The sequence below is a fragment of the Mesorhizobium sp. WSM4808 genome (assembly GCF_055811675.1).
In genome coordinates, this window is record NZ_JBVVQX010000005.1 from 59,794 (window position 1) to 78,358 (window position 18,565).

Below are 18,565 nucleotides of genomic sequence, written 5' to 3' on the forward strand. Positions count from 1 at the left end.
ATGCCGCATCACATCCTCGTCGCCGACGATGACCCGCACATCCGCGAGGTGATCTGCTTTGCGCTGGAAAAGGCCGGCATGAAAACGACAGGCGTGGCCGACGGTGCCGCCGCCCTGCAGGCGATCGGCCGCCGGGCGCCGGATCTTGTCGTGCTCGACATCGGCATGCCGGAGATGGACGGGCTGGAGGTCTGCCGGCGGCTGCGGCACACATCCGATGTGCCGGTGCTGTTCCTGTCCGCGCGCGACGAGGAGATCGACCGCATCCTCGGGCTCGAAATGGGCGGCGACGACTATGTGACGAAACCATTCAGCCCGCGCGAACTGGTCGCCCGCGTCAACGTCATCCTGCGGCGCGCCCGCCCGGCGGCGTCCGAGCCGGTCGACAACAGGCAGTTTTCGCATGGCAAATTGGCTCTGGCGCCGGCCAGTCACGCTGCCAGCTTCGACGGCAAGGCGCTTGCCCTGACGGGGATCGAATTCTCGATCCTGAAGGGATTCCTGGCGCGGCCCGCGCATGTGCTCGACCGCGACGCGGTGATGGCCAGCGCCTATGCCGCAAACATCCATGTCGCCGGCCGCACCGTCGACAGCCACATCCGCAACATCCGCGCCAAGCTGGCAGCAGTGGGTTGCCCTGACGTTATCGAGACGGTGCATGGCGTCGGCTTCCGGCTCGGCCGATGCGGCTGACGACTTCCGGCAAATGGATCGGCCGCAAGTGGCGGCCACGGCTTGCCACGGTCGTCGTCGCCATCCTGATCATGGTAATGGCCCTGCCATTGGTCGGCTTGTTCTTCTTCCGCCTCTACGAGAACCAGCTGATCCGCCAGACCGAAGCGGAGTTGATCGCGCAAGGGGCGGCCATCGCCGCCATCTATGCGCAGGATGTGCGCGACGCCGGCATTGCGGCGGACAAGCTCGGCGCGCCGATGCCGGGGCCAGGCGGGGATTCAAGCCGAAGCGTCAATCCGGGCCCGCTGTACAAGCCGATCGAGCCGCAACTCGATCTCGCCTCCGACTATGTGCTGCCGACCCGGCCGGCGGCGATCGCTGCCACCGCCGATCCTGCCTTCGCGGCGATCGGTGCGCGCCTGTCCGGTATTCTCGACGCCACGCAGAAAACCACGCTGGCCGGCTTCCGGCTGCTCGATCCCCGGGGCGTCGTCATTGCCGGGCGCGGCGAGGTCGGCCAGTCGCTCAGTGCGGCCGAAGAGGTGCGCACAGCACTTGCCGGTCACTATGCCAGCGCGCTCAGGCTGCGCATTCCCGACCAGCCGACGCCACCGCTCTATTCGGTCAGCCGCGGCACCAAGGTGCGTGTCTTCGTCGCCCTGCCGGTCGCTGTCGGCGGCCAGGTCGCCGGCGTGGTCTATGTGTCGCGGACGCCGAACAACATCATCAAACATCTCTATGGCGAACGCGGCAAGGTGACGTTGGCGGCGATTGCCATAATCGGCGGCACGCTGCTCATCGGCCTCATCTTCCTGCGCACCGTCAGCCGACCGATCTATGCGCTGATCGACCGTACCGAGCGCATCGCCGCCGGCGACCGCGCGGCGATCCGGCCGCTCGACCATCACGGCACGCGAGAAATGGCGGAGCTGTCCGCCGCCTTCCTCGACATGGCCGAGAAGCTTCAGGCGCGGTCGGACTCAATCCAGACTTTCGCCACCCATGTGTCGCATGAGCTCAAATCGCCGTTGACGGCGATCCAGGGCGCGGCCGAACTGCTGCGCGATTCCGGTGGCGCGATGGACGATACGGAGCGGCGGCGCTTTTCAGACAATATCGTCACCGATGCGGGACGGCTCAATCTGCTGGTTCGCCGCCTGCTCGACCTGGCGCGCGCCGAAAACCTGGCGCCGAGCGGCGAAAGCACATCGCTCGGTGCGGCGCTGGCGCTGCTGCCCGTCGACAACAGGCTGGCGGTTCGCGTCGGAGCCGGCGGCGAAATCGGCTTGCGCATATCGGCCGAGAACGCGGCTATCGTGCTGGCCAATCTCATCGACAATTCGGCCAGGCACGGCGCGACGGCGGTTTCTGTCTCGGCTACGAGCGCCGGCGGCAAGGCGAGCATCCTGGTCAGCGACGACGGCGCCGGCATTTCGCCGAGCAACCGGGCGCGCATCTTCGAACCGTTCTTCACCACGCGGCGCGAGCAGGGCGGCACCGGCATGGGGCTCGGCATCGTGCTGGCCCTCCTGAAAGCGCATGATGGTATGATCGCGCTGGTTGACAGCGAACGCGGCACGCGCTTCGAGATCATTCTGCCGGTGGCGTGAAGGACACCATCGGCCGGATCGGAGAGAACATGCGCTACGACATCGTCATCATCGGTGGAGCCATAGTCGGCTCCTCGGTCGCCTACTATCTGCGCGAGCAAGGGTTTTCCGGCACGATCGCGCTAGTCGAGCGTGATCCGCAATTCGCGCATGCGGCAACGACGCTGTCCATGGCCTCGATCCGCCAGCAATTCTCGATCCCGGAAAACATCCGCCTGTCGCAGTTCACGCTAAAGCTGTTCCGGCGGCTGAAGGAAGAGTTCGGCGCCGACGCCGATATCGGCTTTCGCGAAGGCGGCTACCTCATCCTTGCCGGCGAGGACGGCTTGCCGGTCCTCAAGAGCAATCACGAGGCGCAGATGGCCGAGGGCGCCGACATCGTGCTCGAGGATGCCGATGCGCTGGTGCGCCGGTTCCCGTGGCTGTCGACCGAGGGCATTTCAGCCGGCGCCTATGGCCGCACCGGCGAAGGCTGGTTCGACGCGCATGCGATGCTGACGCTGTTCCGCAAGGCGCTGCGGCAGAAGAAAGTCGATTTCATCACCGCCGATGTCACCGCCATCGCGCGCGATGGCAATCGCGTCACCGGGGTGAGCCTCGGCAATGGCGAGACGCTGAAGGCCGGCATCGTCGTCAACGCCGCCGGCCCGAACGCCGGCAAGGTGGCTGCCATGGCCGGGCTTGAACTGCCGGTCGAGCCGCGCAAGCGCAATGTCTTCGTCTTCGAGGCGCGCGAGAAATATGCCGACATGCCGCTGCTGGTCGATCCCTCCGGCATCTATGTCCGTCCGGAAGGCTCGGTCTACCTCACCGGCGGCGCCGAACCGTCGGAAGGCGACCGCGCACCCGATCCCGGTGACTTCGAGGTAAACTGGCCGCTGTTCGAAGAGGTGATCTGGCCGGTGCTGGCGACCCGCATTCCCGCCTTCGAGGCGATCAAGCCGACCCGCGCCTGGGCCGGCCACTACGACTACAACACGCTCGACCAGAACGCGGTGATCGGTCCGCATCCCGAAGTCGGCAATTTCCTGTTCGCCAACGGATTCTCCGGCCATGGCCTGCAGCAGGCGCCGGCGGTCGGCAAGGCGCTGGCCGAACTGATCGTGCATGGCGGCTATCGCACGGTGGATTGTTCGGCGTTCGGGTATGGTCGAGTCGCGGAAGGGCGGGCGTTCCGGGAATTGAACGTGATTTGAGCGTTGGCGTTTCCTTCTCCCCCTGTGGGAGAAGGTGTCGCCGAAGGCGACGGATGAGGGGTGTTCCAGGGAACGCCAACGCCTCACTCCGCTGGAACACCCCTCATCCGTCTCGGCGCTGCGCGCCGATCCACCTTCTCCCACAGGGGGAGAAGGCAAGGCGCGCTTCTCTCGTTCCCCAACCAGAGAGACCTCAGCCCTTGCGGTCGAACCAGAAGGCGTCGGCCATGCGCTTCATGCCGATACGTTCGTAGAAGCCGACGGCGTCGGGCATGGAGATCAGGCTGATGGCGACCGACGGTCCAAGCTGCCGGCGCGCCTCGTCCATCAGGCCCTTGCCGATGCCGAGCCCCTGTGCCGATCGGGAAACGGCGAGTTCGGAGATGTAGCAGACCCAGGAGAAGTCGGTGATGCCTCTGATCACGCCGACCAGCGGCTTGCCTTCGACGTCAAGACGCGCGGTCAGCACCAGATTGGCGCCCGACAGCATCGCCCGCAGGCGTGCTTCATCATCGACCGGCCGAGTCTCGCCGAGGCCGGATTCGACCAGCACACGCCGGAATTCGGCGATGTCGAGCGCGGGTTCACGCGCATAGAGGACGTGTGCGTTTTCTGCCATGGCCGCCAGACTGCACCATCGGGCTGGCTTGTGCCACCGTGCACGAACAGTTGCCTTTTATTTGCTGCCGGCTTTGTGTAAACCGTGCCTCAGCAATCCCCCCGCAACGAAAACACGGGCAAAAGCCATGGAAAAGTTCACCAAGCTCACCGGCGTCGCCGCTCCGATGCCGATCGTCAATGTCGACACCGACATGATCATCCCGAAGGATTACCTCAAGACGATCAAGCGCACCGGGCTCGGCACCGGCCTGTTCGCCGAAATGCGCTACAAGGATGACGGCTCGGAAAACCCGGATTTCGTACTCAACAAGCCGGCCTACCGCAAGGCGCAGATCCTGGTTGCCGGCGACAATTTCGGCTGCGGGTCATCGCGCGAGCATGCCCCATGGGCGCTGCTCGACTTCGGCATTCGCTGCGTCATCTCGACCTCGTTCGCCGACATTTTCTACAACAACTGCTTCAAGAACGGCATCCTGCCGATCACCGTCAGCCCCGAGGATCTTGAGAAGCTGATGGACGACGCCTCGCGCGGCTCCAATGCCACGGTGTCGGTCGACCTTGAGGCCAAGGAAATCCGCGGTCCCGACGGCGGTGTCGTCACCTTCGACCTCGACGATTTCAAGCGGCACTGCCTGCTCAACGGGCTCGACGACATCGGCCTGACCATGGAGAAGGCCGGCGCCATCGCGTCGTTCGAAAAGCGCAACGCCGAACAGCGCCCCTGGGCCTGAGCGGTACACACTCCAGGCGGAGGCCCGGCAGCTTTCAGGCCGGATTCGTTGCGCCGGGCTCGTTGCGGAGGGACAGTCATGACACGTTCGCTTCTTGCCGGCGTCTGTGCGCTGGCGTGGATGCTGATGCCGCTGGCTGGCGCGCATGCACAGACCGACAGGGTGCTCGTGCCGGCTGACGATGCGTCCGGCGGGGCCGCCGGCCAGAGCGCGCCGAGCACCAACAACAATGTGGCCTTAGCCGACGATGACGACAGCCAGGCGCCTGTACCCTTCGAGGGCGGCACGCTGACCATCACCCAACCGGAACAGGACGGTGAGAAGGTGCTTGCCTATGACGGCAAGCAGCTGGCCACCAACTATGACGTCTTCTTCGACAAAATAGTCGAGGTCGGCGGCGTCAAGGTGGCGCTGTTCGATGTCGGCGACGGCGGCAACCAATGCGGGCCGGCGACGGTGATCGTCTGGAAACCGGAAGGCGGCACCATCCAGAGCACCACGGTCGAGCAGGACCAGTGCGGCGCGCCGCCCTCGGCGGTGTCCGACAACGCCATCTATTTCGTGCCCTATCTGCTGCCGGGGGATGAGAAGCCGGCTTTGCAATGGTCGCCGACCGATGGGCTGACGATTTCGGGCAATCTGACCTACATGCCGGAACCCGGCACGGACTGGAAAGACATCGATCCGGAAAAGTACCAGAACATCATCGACGCCTTCCACAACGAGGCCGTCTACAAGGAAGCGGAAAAGCTGCTCGGCAAGGACATGCCCGACATGGCGACCAGCCTGCTGGTCGGCGGCGGCACCGAAAAGACCGCTTCGGGCGCCTTCTACGCCAGCGGCTGCGTGCCGCATGACTGCGGCGGCAATGACGGCTTCATGGCGGTCGACCCGGCCAAGCACAGGCTCTATTTTGCGCGCCGCGGCGACAATGGCAAGCCGCAGGCGTGGCCTGATGTAGCGACATGGCCGGCGGATGTGAAGGCGGCGTTGGACAAGGCGCTGGGGAACTAGACGCGGCAGCGACCACCACGCCTTCGTCATTCTCGGGCTTGACCCGAGGATCCATGCCGTGACGGTTGTCGGAGGGCGCGGCGGAGCAGAATTCTGAACCGCTGCAACGCTTTGAAGTCGCGGCATGGATCCCTTGGGCTGCGGAGCAGCTCCAGGGGTCTGCGCCGCGTCGCTTCGCTCCTTGCTTCGCCATAGGATGACGAAGACGCCAGGGTTCGGCTAATCTCCACCGTCCTAGCTCCGGCTCGTGGCAACAATTGGTGGCCTCTGGCCCATGACCCGCCCTACCCTTTTCCGGCAAAATGGCCACCAAATCCTGCGAGGCCCCATGCGCAAACTCATCTCCACCGGTTCGCCGTTCGAAAAGACCGCCGGCTATTCGCGTGCAGTGGTGCAGGGCGACTGGTGTTTCGTGTCCGGTACGACCGGCTACGACTATGCGACGATGACGATGCCGGAGACGGTGGAGGCGCAGACGCGCAATTGCCTGGCGACGATCGGCAAGGCGCTTCAGGACGGCGGCTTCGAGATGGCCGACGTGGTGCGGGCGCATTACTACATCACTGACCAGGCCTTCGTGGACGTGGTCTTCCCGATCCTCGGCGAGACGTTCGGCGACATCAGGCCGGCGGCGACGATGATCGTCTGCCAGCTCAACAGATCGGAAATGAAGATCGAGATCGAGGTGACGGCGTTGCGGCGCACGGAATGAAAGGCGACCGACGATGAAAGTCCGGCGCATCGTTGCCAATATCGAGACATCGGATGCCACTGCGGCCAAGCGTTTCTATCATTATGTCCTCGGCCTCGATGTGCTTATGGACCTTGGCTGGATCGCCACCTACGGCTCGCAAGCAAAGATGGATGTCCAGGTCAGCTTCATGGTGCAAGGCGGCTCCGAAACGCCGGTGCCGGATCTTTCGATCGAGGTCGATGATGTCGATGCGGCGTTCGATGCCATGAAAGCGGCGGGCTTCGCCATCGAATACGGACCGGCCGACGAACCCTGGGGCGTGCGCCGCTTCTATGTCCGCGATCCGTTCGGCTGGCTGGTCAACATTCTCTCGCATCGGTGAAGGCAAGGCGCTGCAATTTGCGGGAGGCTGGCGGGGCAGAGGGGAGCGCGAAGGATCGCAAACGAACGAGGTTGTTCTTGATCGCTGCGTTACTCCTTGCGCACAACCGGCTTGGCGTTTAGCAAGGCCGCGGTTCAAATTCTTTCCAGGACGGTTCCTCCATGGCAACGAAGCATCTTTTCCTGCTCCCCGGTGACGGCATCGGTCCCGAGGCCATGGCCGAGGTCAAGAAACTGATCGCGGTCATGAACGACAAGCTCGGCAGCGGTTTTGCCACCGATGAGGGGCTGGTCGGCGGCTGCGCCTATGACGCGCATGGCGCGGCGATCTCCGATGCCGACATGGAAAAGGCGATGGCGGCCGACGCGGTGCTGTTCGGCGCCGTCGGCGGTCCCAAATGGGATGCGGTGCCCTACGAGGTGCGCCCTGAGGCCGGCCTGCTGCGCCTGCGCAAGGACATGGAGCTGTTTGCCAACCTTCGCCCGGCCATCTGCTATCCGGCGCTGGCGGCGTCCTCCTCGCTCAAGCAGGAGGTGGTCGAAGGCCTCGACATATTGATCGTGCGCGAGCTGACCGGCGGCGTCTATTTCGGCGAACCCAAGCAGATCATCGATCTCGGCAACGGCCAGAAGCGCGGCATCGACACGCAGGTCTACGACACGTTCGAGATCGAGCGCATTTCGGGCGTCGCTTTCGAACTGGCACGGACCCGCAAGAACCACGTCACCTCGATGGAAAAGCGCAATGTGATGAAGTCGGGCGTGCTGTGGAACGAGGTCGTCACCCAGACCCACAAGGCGCGCTATTCCGACGTCAAGCTCGACCACATGCTGGCCGATGCCGGCGGCATGCAGCTGGTGCGCTGGCCAAAGCAGTTCGACGTCATTGTCACCGACAATCTGTTCGGCGACATGCTGTCCGACATCGCCGCCATGCTGACCGGCTCGATCGGCATGCTGCCGTCGGCCTCGCTCGGCGCGCCTGATGTGAAGACCAAGAAGCGCAAGGCGCTCTACGAGCCGGTGCACGGCTCGGCGCCCGACATCGCCGGCAAGGGCATCGCCAACCCGATCGCCATGATCGCCTCCTTCGCCATGTGCCTGCGCTATTCCTTCGGCATGGTCGATGAAGCCGACCGCGTCGAAAGCGCGATCGCCGCCGTGCTCGACGCGGGCCTGCGGACGAAAGACATCATGTCCGATGGCATGACCGAGGTCGGTACGGTTCAGATGGGCGACGCGATCATCGCCAAATTCCTGGGCTGATATCGTGACGGTCGACGTCCGCTGGGCGACGATCGAGGACGCGACGGCGCTCGCGGCCATATTGTGCGAGATGGCGGAGCATTACCGGCAGCCGCCTCTCGATGCTGACCGGGCCCTGTCTGCTGCACGCAAATGGCTTGGCGAGGAAAGCCCGGCCTATCCGCATTTCGCGCTCGCCTTCGTCGACGGCGAGGTCGGCGGCCTGGCGTCGGTGGCGATCGCGCATCCCGGCATCGATCTTGAGCGGCTGCTGTTCCTCAAGGATTTGTTCGTGCGCGACAAAGCCCGCAACGCCGGCGTGGGCCGGGCGCTGATCGGCTTTCTCGCCGATCATTGCCTGCGCGAAGGCATCGGCCGCATCGACCTGACCACCGAGGGCTGGAACGAGGGCGCACTGCGCTTCTACGACCGGCTTGGCGCCGAACGCCACGGCCAGAAGGTCTTTCTCAGGCTTTCGGGCGAGGCGCTGAAAAGCGGCTAGATCCTGACGCCTGCCGGCACTGGTCCCCAAGGGTTTTCGCCCACCTGGGACGGCAGAAGTCCGAAGACCAGCAAGGCAATGCTGCCAATGGGAGTGATGAAGCCCAGCAGTGCAAACCAGCCGCTCAGACCCGCGTCATGCACACGCCGCACGACGAGGGCAATCGACGGCAGGATCAATCCCGAAAAGAAGACCAGGAAGGGTATGAGCCCTATGGCCCTCATCGGCGTCCTGTCCGCATTGGTTTTGAAGCCATTGAACGCCAGGTCAACGAGTATTCCGAAGCCTAGAAGCGCCAATATCCCGAGGGTGTAGAATAGCCAGAAGGCCCAGAATTCCTTGCGGCGGGCGCGACCTTTGAAATTGCTATAGTCCGCAATTATCGCGCGCCAGAAGTAAGCCCACAGACCCGTGGAATAGGCGGGCCTGCTCTCGGCCGAACGGCGTGGCTGCCGCGGCTGGCCCGTGCTTGGCGATGGCGCTGTCGGGGTGACGGCGACTATATCGTGCGCCGTACCGTCATCCGGCTGAAACTCGACAAGGGCGCCCCTGGCGAGGGTCACCCCCTGATTCAGATCGTTATGGGTGAAGATATAGCGCTTGCCGTCGATACCGTTGATGTATCCGTAATCCTGATCCTGGTCGTAGTGAAGCACCGCACCGCGCATACCCAGCCCCCCATTCACGCTAGCTACGGCGAATGCTACCCAGGGTTGGGTGCGATTGCAATATGCACGCAAACTATATTCTCACGCCCGCAGGCACCGGCCCCCACTGGTTTTCCCGGGCCTGCGTCGGGATCAGCGCGAAGACCAGGATGATCAGGCTGCCGATGGTCGGAATCAGGATCAGCAGGCAGAGCCAGCCCGACAGGCCGATGTCGTGCAGCCGGCGCACGATCATGCCGAGGCTGGGAAGGAGTGTCGCCAGCAGGAACGTGCCGCACAACCCGACCGTTATCGCGCCCGAGATATCACTGTCGAAACCGCCCATATCCATATCGGTGTACAGGCCGATGCCGCCGATGATCAGCAGGCAAACCGTCCAGAACAGGCAGTAGCCCCAATATTCCTTGCGGCGGGCGCGTCCGGCGAAATTGAAATAGTTCTGCGTCACGCCGCGCCAGAAATAGCCCCAGAGATCACTGGGCTCGGCTGTCTCGGAAGATCGGCCGAAATGCTGCGCAGGAGATGGGGCCGCTGCAGGCGGAACGCTGGCCTGGGCCGGTGCGGCCTTGATGCTGGGGTCTGCGGCCGCCGGAGGGGCGGTCGCAGCAGCGATCGAAAAGACGTCGCGCGCTTGGCCGCCGCCCGGCTCGAACTCGACGGCCGTGCCGTTGGGCATGGCGGTTTGCTGGCGCAGGTTCTCGCGGGTGAAGGTGTAACGGTTGCCGTCGGCTCCGGTGATGAAGCCAAAACCCTGGTCCTCGTCATAGTGAAGCACTTCGCCGCGCATTTGCCACCCCCGCTCGCCACGTCCCGGCCGAAGGTGGCACAGGGCCGAGCCGATGGGCAAGCCGTGGCTACCCTCTTCGCGGCAAATGAAGCATAAGGCATCGAGTGCAACCGCCTTCGACAGAAGCAGAACATGACAGTCGAGAGTCCTGACAGTAAAACCGCGATTGAAGATGGACGGGAAAGAAAGTCTCCCAGGTTGGCCATCGACGCCACCGGCCTGACGTTCTGGCCGTCCGGCCAGGGACTTGTCGGCATCCCACGGGTGGAAAGCTTTCTCGTCAGCGCAGCCCTGGCCGATCCCGACGCTAGCGTGGAGGTGGTGGCGTTCCGACCGTGGGAAGGCCGGTTTCGCCCCCTCGCTCCTTTCGAGCAGGACCATGTCGCGACGGGCGAGATTTCACCCTGGCGCCTCAAACGATGGCCTGGGAGACGCACGGCGATGTCGCAGGCCCTCGAAGCGGTGAGGCAGCAGCCATGGGGCAAGCGCGACGCCGACCGCCATCTTGCCAAGACGGTGACCCATGGCCGCAAAGGGATTGCCTATCAGGCGACCAGGCTGCTGATCCGGGCCTATCGTCTGTACCAGCGGGCGCGGACCCGGTTGGCCCCGCGTCAGGTTCCAAGCCAACCGCACGAGGCCGAACGCGGCTTTGTCCTGATCAGCCATCACATTCTGACCGGGGACGACCGAGCCGCCGTCTCCGGGCGCGCCGGTGGCCTTGCGTTTCTTTGCCACGATCTCATCCCGACACTGCGCCCCGACATGGTTGGTATGAGCCCTGGCGAGGCTCGCTACGGGTCATATCTCGAGCACCTCGTGCGTTCCGGCGCGCCGGCATTTTGTGCATCCGACGAAGTTGGTGCGACGCTGACCGATCATATGCAACAGGCAGGCGTCACGCAGCCGGTGGTATACCGGTTTCCGATGCCGTCCATCCTGTACGAGACGGCTTCGCGCATCGGCCAGACTTCGCGCATCGAGGCCGACGAGCCGTTCGTGCTCTATTGCTCGACCATCGAAGTGCGCAAGAACCACATCCTGCTGGCACGGATATGGCAGCAGGCGCTCGACGAGGACGTCAAGCTGCCGCGGCTCGTCTGCGCCGGGCGCTGGGGCTGGATGATCGATCCGCTGCGCGCCTATCTCAAGGCCCATCCGAGATTGCTTGAGCGGGTTACGTTCACCGGAGCGATCAGCGATGAGGAGCTCATCCGATATTATCGCAGCGCTTCCTTCGGGGTCTTTCCCTCGCATATCGAGGGCTGGGGCTATGGCGCCTCGGAATGTCTCGATTTCGGCATTCCGGTCATCGTCTCGACCGCGCCGTCGCTGATCGAGGCGAGCGGCGGGCTGATGCCGGCGATCGATTCCAATGACCAGGCCGGCTGGTACGCTGCGATCCGCAGGATGGCGGAAGACGCGGACTGGCGCTCATCGCTGACGGAACGCATCGCAAAGCAGCATCGCCCGACGCCGGCATCGGCCAGCTGGGCGGCCATCAAGGCTGGCCTGCAGGCAAGCGCGTCCCTCCGGCCGAAGTCCTAGAGCAATTCTAGGAAAAGTGTGAAGCGGTTTTCCCGGGAAACGCATAGCGTTTTCCCTTGGGAATTGCGTCAAAACAAAGAGTTAGAGCAGATCGCCGTTTCCGTGAAACGGTGAAATGCTCTAGTCGGGCCGCTTCATCGCCTTCTTGTGCTTAGGCGCGCCGGTGGTGTCGAATTTCGGCTTGCCGGGCTTCTTTGCCCATGGCTTTGCCTCATGCACGGCAGCCGGGCGCTGATCGGCTGAAGCCGGTGCACGTTTTTCGAATTTGCGCTTCGGCGCGTTGGGGTCGAACGGCGCCTTGCCGCGATGCGGCTTCTTGTCGGGGCTTGGCGGCTGATAGCCGGCGCGCGACAAATCGGGCTGGCCGTCGAGCCGCTTCACCAGGATGTTGCCTTGCAGCTTGCGGTCGGGACCGATCGCGGCCAGGAAGCGGTCGGCCCAGTCGGCTGATATCTGCACGTAGGTCTCTTCCGGCTGCATCTTGATGGCGCCGATCTCGCGCTTCGAGATGCTGCCGGTGCGGCACAGCATCGGGATCAGCCAGCGCGGCTCGGCATTCTGCCGGCGCCCGATCGACAGCGAGAACCAGACGCTGTCACCGAAATCGTCGCGGCGGCTGGGCGCCTCGTCGCGGCGCGCGAAATTTTCGCCCGCCGGTCTTTCACGCGACGGCGTGAAGGGCGCGATCTCCATGAGGTCCTCGGGCGCCGAGCGGCTGGCGCGGCACTGGCGCACGAAGGCAGCGGCCACCTGTTCGGCGCCATGTCTGGCGAGCAGCGCGTCGATGAAACCGCGTTCGTCGTCCTTCACCGGCTCGTCGAAAACCGGGTCGGCCAGGATGCGCTCGTCGTCGCGCCGCATCACGTCGTCGGCCGAGGGCGGGCTCGCCCATGTTGCCTTGAGGCCGGCGTTCTGCAGCAGCCGCTCGGTGCGCTTGCGGGCGCTGTTGGGCACGATCAGCGCGCTGACGCCCTTGCGCCCGGCGCGACCGGTGCGGCCGCTGCGGTGTAGCAGCGTTTCCGGATTGGTCGGCAGATCGGCGTGGATGACCAGCTCGAGATTGGGCAGATCGATGCCGCGCGCCGCGACATCGGTGGCGATGCAGACTTTTGCGCGGCCGTCACGCATTGCCTGCAAGGCATGGCTGCGCTCGTTCTGGCTGAGCTCGCCCGAAAGCGCCACGACGGAGAAGTTGCGGTTGTTGAAGCGCGCGGTCAGATGATTGACGGCGGCACGCGTGTTGCAGAACACCAGCGCGTTCTTGGCTTCGTAATAGCGCAGCACGTTGATGATGGCGTTCTCGCGGTCGGGCTGGGCGACGCTCAGCGCCCGGTATTCGATGTCGAGATGCTGCTTCTCCTCGCCGGCGGCCGAAATGCGCACCGCATCGCGCTGGTAGCCCTGGGCGAGCGTGGCGATCGAGCGCGGCACGGTGGCCGAGAACATCAGCGTGCGGCGTTCGGCCGGAGCGGCGTCGAGGATGAATTCGAGGTCCTCGCGAAAGCCGAGATCGAGCATTTCGTCGGCCTCGTCGAGCACCACCGCCTTCAGCGCCGACATGTCGAGCGAGCGCCGGGTGATGTGGTCGCGCAGCCGGCCGGGCGTGCCGACGACGATATGGGCGCCGCGCTCCAGCACACGCCGCTCCGAGCGCATGTCCATGCCGCCGACGCAGGACGCCACGGTGGCGCCGGTCAGTTCGTAGAGCCATTCCAGTTCGCGCGTCACCTGCAAGGCGAGTTCGCGCGTCGGCGCCACCGCCAGCGCCAGCGGTGCGGCGGCGTGGCCAAAGCGCTCCGCGCCCTCAAGCAGGGTCGGCGCCAGAGCGAGGCCGAAGGCCACCGTCTTGCCGGAGCCTGTCTGCGCCGAAACCAGCGCATCGGCCTCGCCGAGTTCCGGCGCGACGACCGCTTTCTGGACGGGCGTCAGCTCGGAATAGCCGCGTTTTTCCAGCGCCCTGGCAAGCGCTGGAACAAGTGCTTCGAAGTTGGACATCTCACTCTTTCGGAATTTAGGGTCCGCGCTCATCATGGAGCACATGCCGGGGCCGACCTAGCGCCAGCCAAACAATCTTGACCGTTCGTACTTCGCGCAGCCGCGATTGTACAGGGCGCAGGGGAAACCGGCGTCGCTCGCCAATTGACTCTTGACGCAAACCGCGTAAAAGCCGGCACCGAACAGGACAGTTTCGATGCGCGGCCTTTTGATGGCGCTTTATGCACTCGACTTCTCCGGCCATGGCAGCATGGTTCGCGGACGGTCGGAGCACGCGTTCCTGCGTTCAACCAAAACTATGGCCAAAACCACCACCAAAACGGTGTGACTCCCTTGGCCTAACCACCCTCTCCCGGGTTCGGCCCGGGGGACGGAACCCGCATCGGCCAGCGGGTTTCTCCAAAAACCAAGCGGAGAGGGACAGGAGATTTTTCGATGAGTTTCAAGGTAGCGATCGTCGGCGCCACGGGCAATGTGGGCCGGGAAATGCTCAACATACTGGAAGAGCGCGGCTTTCCGGTAAGCGAAGTCGTGGCGCTGGCGTCGCGGCGCAGCCAGGGCACGGAAGTGTCGTTCGGCGACCGCACGCTGAAGGTGAAGACGCTCGACCAGTATGATTTTTCCGACACCGACATCTGCATCATGTCGGCCGGCGGCAGCGTCTCCAAGGAATGGTCGCCGAAGATCGGCAAGCAGGGCTGCGTCGTCATCGATAATTCGTCGGCCTTCCGCTACGACCAGGACGTGCCGCTGATCGTGCCGGAAGTGAACCCGGACGCGATCTCGCTGTTCACGCGCAAGAACATCATCGCCAATCCGAATTGCTCGACGGCGCAGCTGGTGGTGGCATTGAAGCCACTGCATGACTTCGCCACCATCAAGCGTGTCGTCGTCGCCACCTACCAGTCGGTATCCGGCGCCGGCAAGGAAGGTATGGACGAACTCTTTACCCAGACCCGCGCGGTCTTCGTCGCCGATGGCGTCGAGGTCAAGAAGTTCACCAAGCGCATCGCCTTCAACGTCATCCCGCACATCGACGTGTTCCTCGACGACGGCTCCACCAAGGAAGAGTGGAAGATGGTCGCCGAGACCAAGAAGATGCTCGACCCCAAGATCAAGCTGACGGCGACCTGCGTGCGCGTGCCGGTGTTCATCGGCCATTCGGAAGCGGTCAACATCGAGTTCGAAAAGCCGATCACCGCCGACGAGGCGCGGGATATCCTGCGTGAAGCCCCAGGCTGCCAGGTCTTGGACAAGCGCGAGGACGGCGGCTACATCACGCCGCTGGAATCGGCCGGCGAGGACGCCACCTTCATCTCGCGCATCCGCGAGGATTCGACCATCGACAATGGCCTGTCGATGTGGATCGTCTCCGACAATCTGCGCAAGGGCGCCGCACTCAACGCGGTGCAGATCGCCGAACTGCTGGTCGAGCGCGGCCTGATCCAGCCGAAGAAGAAGGCGGCTTAGTTTTCGCTCACGGGCCGTATCGCCGCTGCCGCGGCGGGCCCTCCGCGGGGGCGCCGAACGATCGGCGGCCCGCAGTCGCGTGTTCGGCCTTTGGCCGTTAGCTCCCTTCTCCCCGTTCACGGGGAGAAGGTCCCGGCAGGGGGATGAGGGGCAGCACCAGCCTCAGCTTCGATTCTCAGCCGCCAACCCAACCAGCAGCTCCAGCGCTTCCTCCGCCCGGTCGGCGGGGACGAACAGATGGTCGTGGTAGAAGGCCGAAACCGGGTTCACGCCCATGCCGGCGGCGGCGAGGCGCGTGGTGATGGCGGCGAGGAAGCCGACGGCTTCCAGCGACGAATGGATGTTCAGCGTGACCATCCGGCAGCGGAATGACGCGGTCAGTGCCGCAGCGATGGCCTTCTCCTCGGTTACGATCAGCGTCACGCCCTCGCGCTCACGAAACACCATCACCGCCTCAACGCCTTCCGGCTGAGCGACGCCAGGCGCCAGCGTGGCGAAGACATAGGTGCCGGCCAGCAGTTCCGGCGTCATCGACGCCAGCAGTGTCTTCAGATCGGTCTCGCCGGTCATTCGTTTCTCTCGCCTGCAGAAATGGGCCGCAGCCCACGTGCTCTTCAATATCCGCGACCGGCGCGTGCCGATAGTCCTGGCGCTGCAAGGACGACATGGCGATGTCGCTGGCGGCTGGGCTTGCGGACCTGTCGCATCGCACAATAGAGGAGCTGAGGGCCGATGCCGGCCCGTGAAAGGCCTTCGATGATCGTTCGCCCGCGCCCCACATTCCTGCAGCTGTTCTTCATCATGCGCGGGTCAGTCGTGCCACGCATCCTGCCGCAGATATTGGGCTTCGCGCTTTATTCCGCGATCATTCTGGCCGTGGCGCGCCGGTTCCAGCTTGATTTCAGCGTCTTCAACATCACGCCTTTCGGCCTGGTCGGCGTGACATTGTCGATCTATCTCTCGTTCCGCAACAACGCCGCCTACGACCGTTGGTGGGAGGCGCGCAAGCTGTGGGGCGCGCTGGTCTTCGAAATGCGCAACCTGGCCCGCGCCACCACCAGCCTCATCCCGGACCAGACCGAACAGCGCGCCTTGCTGATGGAAGCGCTCGCCTTCTGCCATTTCCTGCGCGGGCAGTTGCGCAAGATCGACAGCATGAAGGATGCCCGTGCCTTCATCGACGCCGAGGCGGACAAGGCAGCAGCCTTTTCCAATCCGGCGGATGAGATGGTCAGGCGCATGGGCCGGCGTGCCAATGCGCAACGCCGGGCGGGCGACGTCGACTCGATCGGCTTTCGTATCCTCGATGAGAGGCTCGCGTCGATCGCCGCCATCCAGGCCGGCTGCGAGCGGATCGCCGGTACGCCGTTACCTTTCGCCTACACGCTGCTGGTGCATCGCACGGCCTACATCGTCTGCCTGCTGCTGCCGATCGGCCTGATCTCGACCACCGGTTGGGCGACGCCGCTGTTCACGGCGTTGATCGCCTACACCTTCTTCGGCCTCGACGCGCTGTCGGAAGAGCTCGAGGATCCGTTCGGCACCGAGGCCAACGACCTTGCACTCGACGGCCTCTGCCGTGTCTGCGAAATCTCGGTGTTCGAAGCGCTGGGCGAAACGCCGCCGAAGATGATCCCCGCGGAAAAGTTTTATTTTTCCTAGGCGAAGGCGCGCGGGCTTAAAACAATCGGACCTCTGTCGGATCGCAGCCCCATGCCACGTCCTTGGTTCGACCCCAGCGAAAAGGGCTCGAACCACTAGGAGGGACCACCATGAGCATTTCCGAAATCGCGCCCGTCTCGCCGGGCGCTTTATGGGCCGGCCGCGCGCTCAGCGGCGTCATCGTGCTGTTCATGATTTTCGATGGCGTCATCAAGCTGCCGCCGCTCGATGTCGTCACCCAGACGATGGTGCCGCTCGGCTGGCCGGCCGATGCCAATGTCGCGCGCATGCTGGGCGTCATCGGCCTGATCTCGACCGCTCTCTATGCACTGCCGCGCACCTCGGTGCTCGGCGCCATCCTGCTCACCGCCTATATGGGCGGCGCCATCGCCACGAATGTCCGTGTCGACAGCCCGCTGTTCTCGCACATTCTGTTCGGCGTCTATCTCGGCATTATCCTGTGGGGTGGCGTGTATCTGCGCGCGTCCGCGCGCTGATCCCGTTCAGCCGTTAGATCCAGATCGAAGCATCGCTTTCCGCTGAAAGCCTGAACCCCTTGCCGGGCAATGTCTCAGGGATCGAATCGCGGAGTTGCGAGTTAGAGATTCGCCTGGCGGCGGAGGCGGCTCCTATCGGAGAGGAACGATGATGAAGAAAATGATGCTTTTGATGGCGCTGCTGGTGCCGCTCGCCGCTTGTTCGCAAACGGAAAAAGGCGCGGCCGTAGGCGGCCTCGGTGGGGCTGCCGTCGGTGCGGCGGTCGCTGGCGATCCGGTTGAAGGCGCCGTCGTCGGTGGTGCTGTCGGCGCCGTTGCCGGCGCGCTGATCGGCCGGGCGAGCGAGCGTGGCGAATGCCGCTACCGTGATCGCCGTGGCCGCGTCTACGTCGACCGCTGCCCGGACGGTTATTGATCGGCAGCTCTTACAGACAGAACTGGACAGCAAAACGGCGGGCACATGGCCCGCCGTTTTCCTGGATGCGAATAGAGCAATTATTCGGCGGTGGCGGCTTCCGCCTCGGCCGGTGCAGCGGCGGCCGCAACAGCAGCAGCGGCATCTTCCTGCGCCTTCTTCAGAAGGGCAGCGCGTTCCTGCGCCTTCTTGCCCGGCTCGGCCTTCTTCGGGTTGGAACGGGCGTCGCGCTTGACGAGGCCAGCCTCGTCGAGGAAGCGCAGCACGCGGTCGGTCGGCTGGGCGCCATGCGCCAGCCAATGCTTGACGCGGTCGGCGTCGACCTTGACGCGTTCGCCGTCCTTGGGCAGCAGCGGGTTCCACGAGCCGATCGACTCGATGAACCGGCCGTCACGCGGCGAACGGGCGTCGGCAATGACGACGTGGTAGTAAGGACGCTTCTTCGAGCCCGCACGGGCCAGTCGGATCTTCAAGGGCATTTCTTTTCTCCTAAACTAAGTTCGTTGATTGGGTTTCAGTTAGTTTTCGTCACGCCGTTGGAAGCGGAAGCGGCGATCTGTTCGTGGTGGCGGATCACTTCGCGGACGACGAAGTTGAGAAATTTTTCCGCGAAATCCGGGTCGAGATGGGCGTCCTTCGCCAGCTGGCGAAGCCGGGCGATCTGCTGCTGCTCGCGTGCCGGGTCGGCCGGGGGCAGGCCATGCGTCGCCTTCAGCACACCGACCGCCTTGGTGCAGCGGAAGCGCTCGGCCAGCATGTGGATGAGGGCCGCGTCGATGTTGTCGATCGAGGCGCGGTAATCGGACAGGAGAGCGCGGGCGTCGGCCATGTCCTTCTCTTCGTTCATGGCGTCC

At 64.3% G+C, this 18,565-nt stretch carries 22 protein-coding genes; 15 read left to right on the top strand and 7 right to left on the bottom strand.

The annotated features are described in order from the left end of the window. Genes AC0L2U_RS10275 through AC0L2U_RS10285 form a run of 3 tightly spaced genes read left to right on the top strand, consistent with a single transcriptional unit; the run spans window position 1 to window position 3,481 of the window. On the top strand, window positions 1–693 hold the full coding sequence (locus AC0L2U_RS10275) for a response regulator transcription factor (protein ID WP_127808659.1): 693 nt from the start codon (window positions 1–3) through the stop codon (window positions 691–693). Then, window positions 684–2,285, top strand: a complete 1,602-nt coding sequence (locus AC0L2U_RS10280) for an ATP-binding protein (RefSeq protein WP_292702377.1) — start codon at window positions 684–686, stop codon at window positions 2,283–2,285. The genes AC0L2U_RS10275 and AC0L2U_RS10280 overlap by 10 nt, the downstream gene beginning before the upstream one ends. Window positions 2,286–2,314: 29 nt before the next feature. Next, on the top strand, window positions 2,315–3,481 hold the full coding sequence (locus AC0L2U_RS10285; protein ID WP_473601864.1) for an NAD(P)/FAD-dependent oxidoreductase: 1,167 nt from the start codon (window positions 2,315–2,317) through the stop codon (window positions 3,479–3,481). A 193-nt stretch (window positions 3,482–3,674) separates the two neighbouring features. Here the strand turns inward: AC0L2U_RS10285 and AC0L2U_RS10290 are convergent, their stop codons facing one another. Continuing rightward, entirely contained in the window at window positions 3,675–4,100 is a 426-nt protein-coding gene (locus AC0L2U_RS10290; protein WP_127271072.1) for a GNAT family N-acetyltransferase, read from the bottom strand. 127 nt (window positions 4,101–4,227) lie between these two features. On the opposite strand from AC0L2U_RS10290, the gene leuD reads away from it, so the two are divergent. The 6 genes from leuD to AC0L2U_RS10320 all read left to right on the top strand — a co-directional run bounded on the left by leuD (window position 4,228) and on the right by AC0L2U_RS10320 (window position 8,669). Continuing rightward, window positions 4,228–4,833 carry a 3-isopropylmalate dehydratase small subunit gene (gene leuD, locus AC0L2U_RS10295; RefSeq protein ID WP_023810900.1) on the top strand — a complete coding sequence of 202 codons (606 nt, stop codon included), beginning with the start codon at window positions 4,228–4,230 and terminating at the stop codon, window positions 4,831–4,833. 78 nt (window positions 4,834–4,911) lie between these two features. Further along, entirely contained in the window at window positions 4,912–5,847 is a 936-nt protein-coding gene (locus AC0L2U_RS10300; protein ID WP_128289604.1) for a hypothetical protein, read from the top strand. Between the two features lie 328 nt (window positions 5,848–6,175). Further along, on the top strand, window positions 6,176–6,559 hold the full coding sequence (locus tag AC0L2U_RS10305; protein ID WP_127808664.1) for a RidA family protein: 384 nt from the start codon (window positions 6,176–6,178) through the stop codon (window positions 6,557–6,559). A 13-nt stretch (window positions 6,560–6,572) separates the two neighbouring features. Beyond that, complete coding sequence (locus AC0L2U_RS10310; protein WP_473601867.1) at window positions 6,573–6,923, top strand: VOC family protein; 351 nt, start codon at window positions 6,573–6,575, stop codon at window positions 6,921–6,923. Between the two features lie 161 nt (window positions 6,924–7,084). Then, on the top strand, window positions 7,085–8,188 hold the full coding sequence (gene leuB / locus AC0L2U_RS10315; RefSeq protein WP_292633903.1) for a 3-isopropylmalate dehydrogenase: 1,104 nt from the start codon (window positions 7,085–7,087) through the stop codon (window positions 8,186–8,188). 4 nt (window positions 8,189–8,192) lie between these two features. Next, a complete protein-coding gene (locus tag AC0L2U_RS10320; RefSeq protein WP_292633905.1) occupies window positions 8,193–8,669 on the top strand; it encodes a GNAT family N-acetyltransferase in 477 nt (158 codons plus the stop codon). Here the strand turns inward: AC0L2U_RS10320 and AC0L2U_RS10325 are convergent. Beyond that, on the bottom strand, window positions 8,666–9,337 hold the full coding sequence (locus tag AC0L2U_RS10325) for a DUF805 domain-containing protein (RefSeq protein WP_127383219.1): 672 nt from the start codon (window positions 9,335–9,337) through the stop codon (window positions 8,666–8,668). The two genes, AC0L2U_RS10320 and AC0L2U_RS10325, sit on opposite strands and share 4 nt — an antisense overlap. Window positions 9,338–9,410: 73 nt before the next feature. Further along, on the bottom strand, window positions 9,411–10,124 hold the full coding sequence (locus AC0L2U_RS10330) for a DUF805 domain-containing protein (RefSeq protein WP_473601973.1): 714 nt from the start codon (window positions 10,122–10,124) through the stop codon (window positions 9,411–9,413). Window positions 10,125–10,322: 198 nt separating this feature from the next. On the opposite strand from AC0L2U_RS10330, the gene AC0L2U_RS10335 reads away from it, so the two are divergent. Beyond that, the gene (locus AC0L2U_RS10335) at window positions 10,323–11,672 is read left to right on the top strand and encodes a glycosyltransferase (RefSeq protein ID WP_473601869.1); all 1,350 of its coding nucleotides are present in this window, start codon (window positions 10,323–10,325) and stop codon (window positions 11,670–11,672) included. A gap of 120 nt (window positions 11,673–11,792) precedes the next feature. On the opposite strand, the gene AC0L2U_RS10340 is transcribed toward AC0L2U_RS10335, so the two are convergent. After that, window positions 11,793–13,667, bottom strand: coding sequence for a DEAD/DEAH box helicase (locus tag AC0L2U_RS10340; protein WP_473601871.1), 1,875 nt, complete (start codon window positions 13,665–13,667; stop codon window positions 11,793–11,795). 196 nt (window positions 13,668–13,863) lie between these two features. On the opposite strand from AC0L2U_RS10340, the gene AC0L2U_RS10345 reads away from it, so the two are divergent. Together AC0L2U_RS10345 and AC0L2U_RS10350 are read left to right on the top strand one after the other, a co-directional pair. Next, complete coding sequence (locus AC0L2U_RS10345) at window positions 13,864–13,995, top strand: hypothetical protein (RefSeq protein ID WP_281040148.1); 132 nt, start codon at window positions 13,864–13,866, stop codon at window positions 13,993–13,995. A 107-nt stretch (window positions 13,996–14,102) separates the two neighbouring features. Next, on the top strand, window positions 14,103–15,137 hold the full coding sequence (locus AC0L2U_RS10350; protein WP_023814446.1) for an aspartate-semialdehyde dehydrogenase: 1,035 nt from the start codon (window positions 14,103–14,105) through the stop codon (window positions 15,135–15,137). Between the two features lie 162 nt (window positions 15,138–15,299). On the opposite strand, the gene AC0L2U_RS10355 is transcribed toward AC0L2U_RS10350, so the two are convergent. After that, window positions 15,300–15,707 carry an ACT domain-containing protein gene (locus tag AC0L2U_RS10355; RefSeq protein WP_292696555.1) on the bottom strand — a complete coding sequence of 136 codons (408 nt, stop codon included), beginning with the start codon at window positions 15,705–15,707 and terminating at the stop codon, window positions 15,300–15,302. Between the two features lie 162 nt (window positions 15,708–15,869). On the opposite strand from AC0L2U_RS10355, the gene AC0L2U_RS10360 reads away from it, so the two are divergent. The 3 genes from AC0L2U_RS10360 (at window position 15,870) to AC0L2U_RS10370 (ending at window position 17,711) form a co-directional block, all read left to right on the top strand. After that, window positions 15,870–16,799 (top strand): bestrophin family protein, encoded by a 930-nt coding sequence (locus AC0L2U_RS10360; RefSeq protein WP_245482884.1) that lies wholly within the window; start codon window positions 15,870–15,872, stop codon window positions 16,797–16,799. 110 nt (window positions 16,800–16,909) lie between these two features. Further along, a complete protein-coding gene (locus AC0L2U_RS10365) occupies window positions 16,910–17,296 on the top strand; it encodes a DoxX family protein (RefSeq protein ID WP_245491560.1) in 387 nt (128 codons plus the stop codon). 151 nt (window positions 17,297–17,447) lie between these two features. Continuing rightward, entirely contained in the window at window positions 17,448–17,711 is a 264-nt protein-coding gene (locus AC0L2U_RS10370; RefSeq protein ID WP_127271330.1) for a YMGG-like glycine zipper-containing protein, read from the top strand. A gap of 80 nt (window positions 17,712–17,791) precedes the next feature. Here AC0L2U_RS10370 and rpsP read toward each other — a convergent pair whose 3' ends face one another. Together rpsP and AC0L2U_RS10380 are read right to left on the bottom strand one after the other, a co-directional pair. Continuing rightward, a complete protein-coding gene (gene rpsP, locus AC0L2U_RS10375; protein WP_127808673.1) occupies window positions 17,792–18,190 on the bottom strand; it encodes a 30S ribosomal protein S16 in 399 nt (132 codons plus the stop codon). A gap of 35 nt (window positions 18,191–18,225) precedes the next feature. Beyond that, on the bottom strand, window positions 18,226–18,558 hold the full coding sequence (locus tag AC0L2U_RS10380) for a chorismate mutase (protein WP_473601872.1): 333 nt from the start codon (window positions 18,556–18,558) through the stop codon (window positions 18,226–18,228). Between the last annotated feature and the right edge of the window lie 7 nt (window positions 18,559–18,565).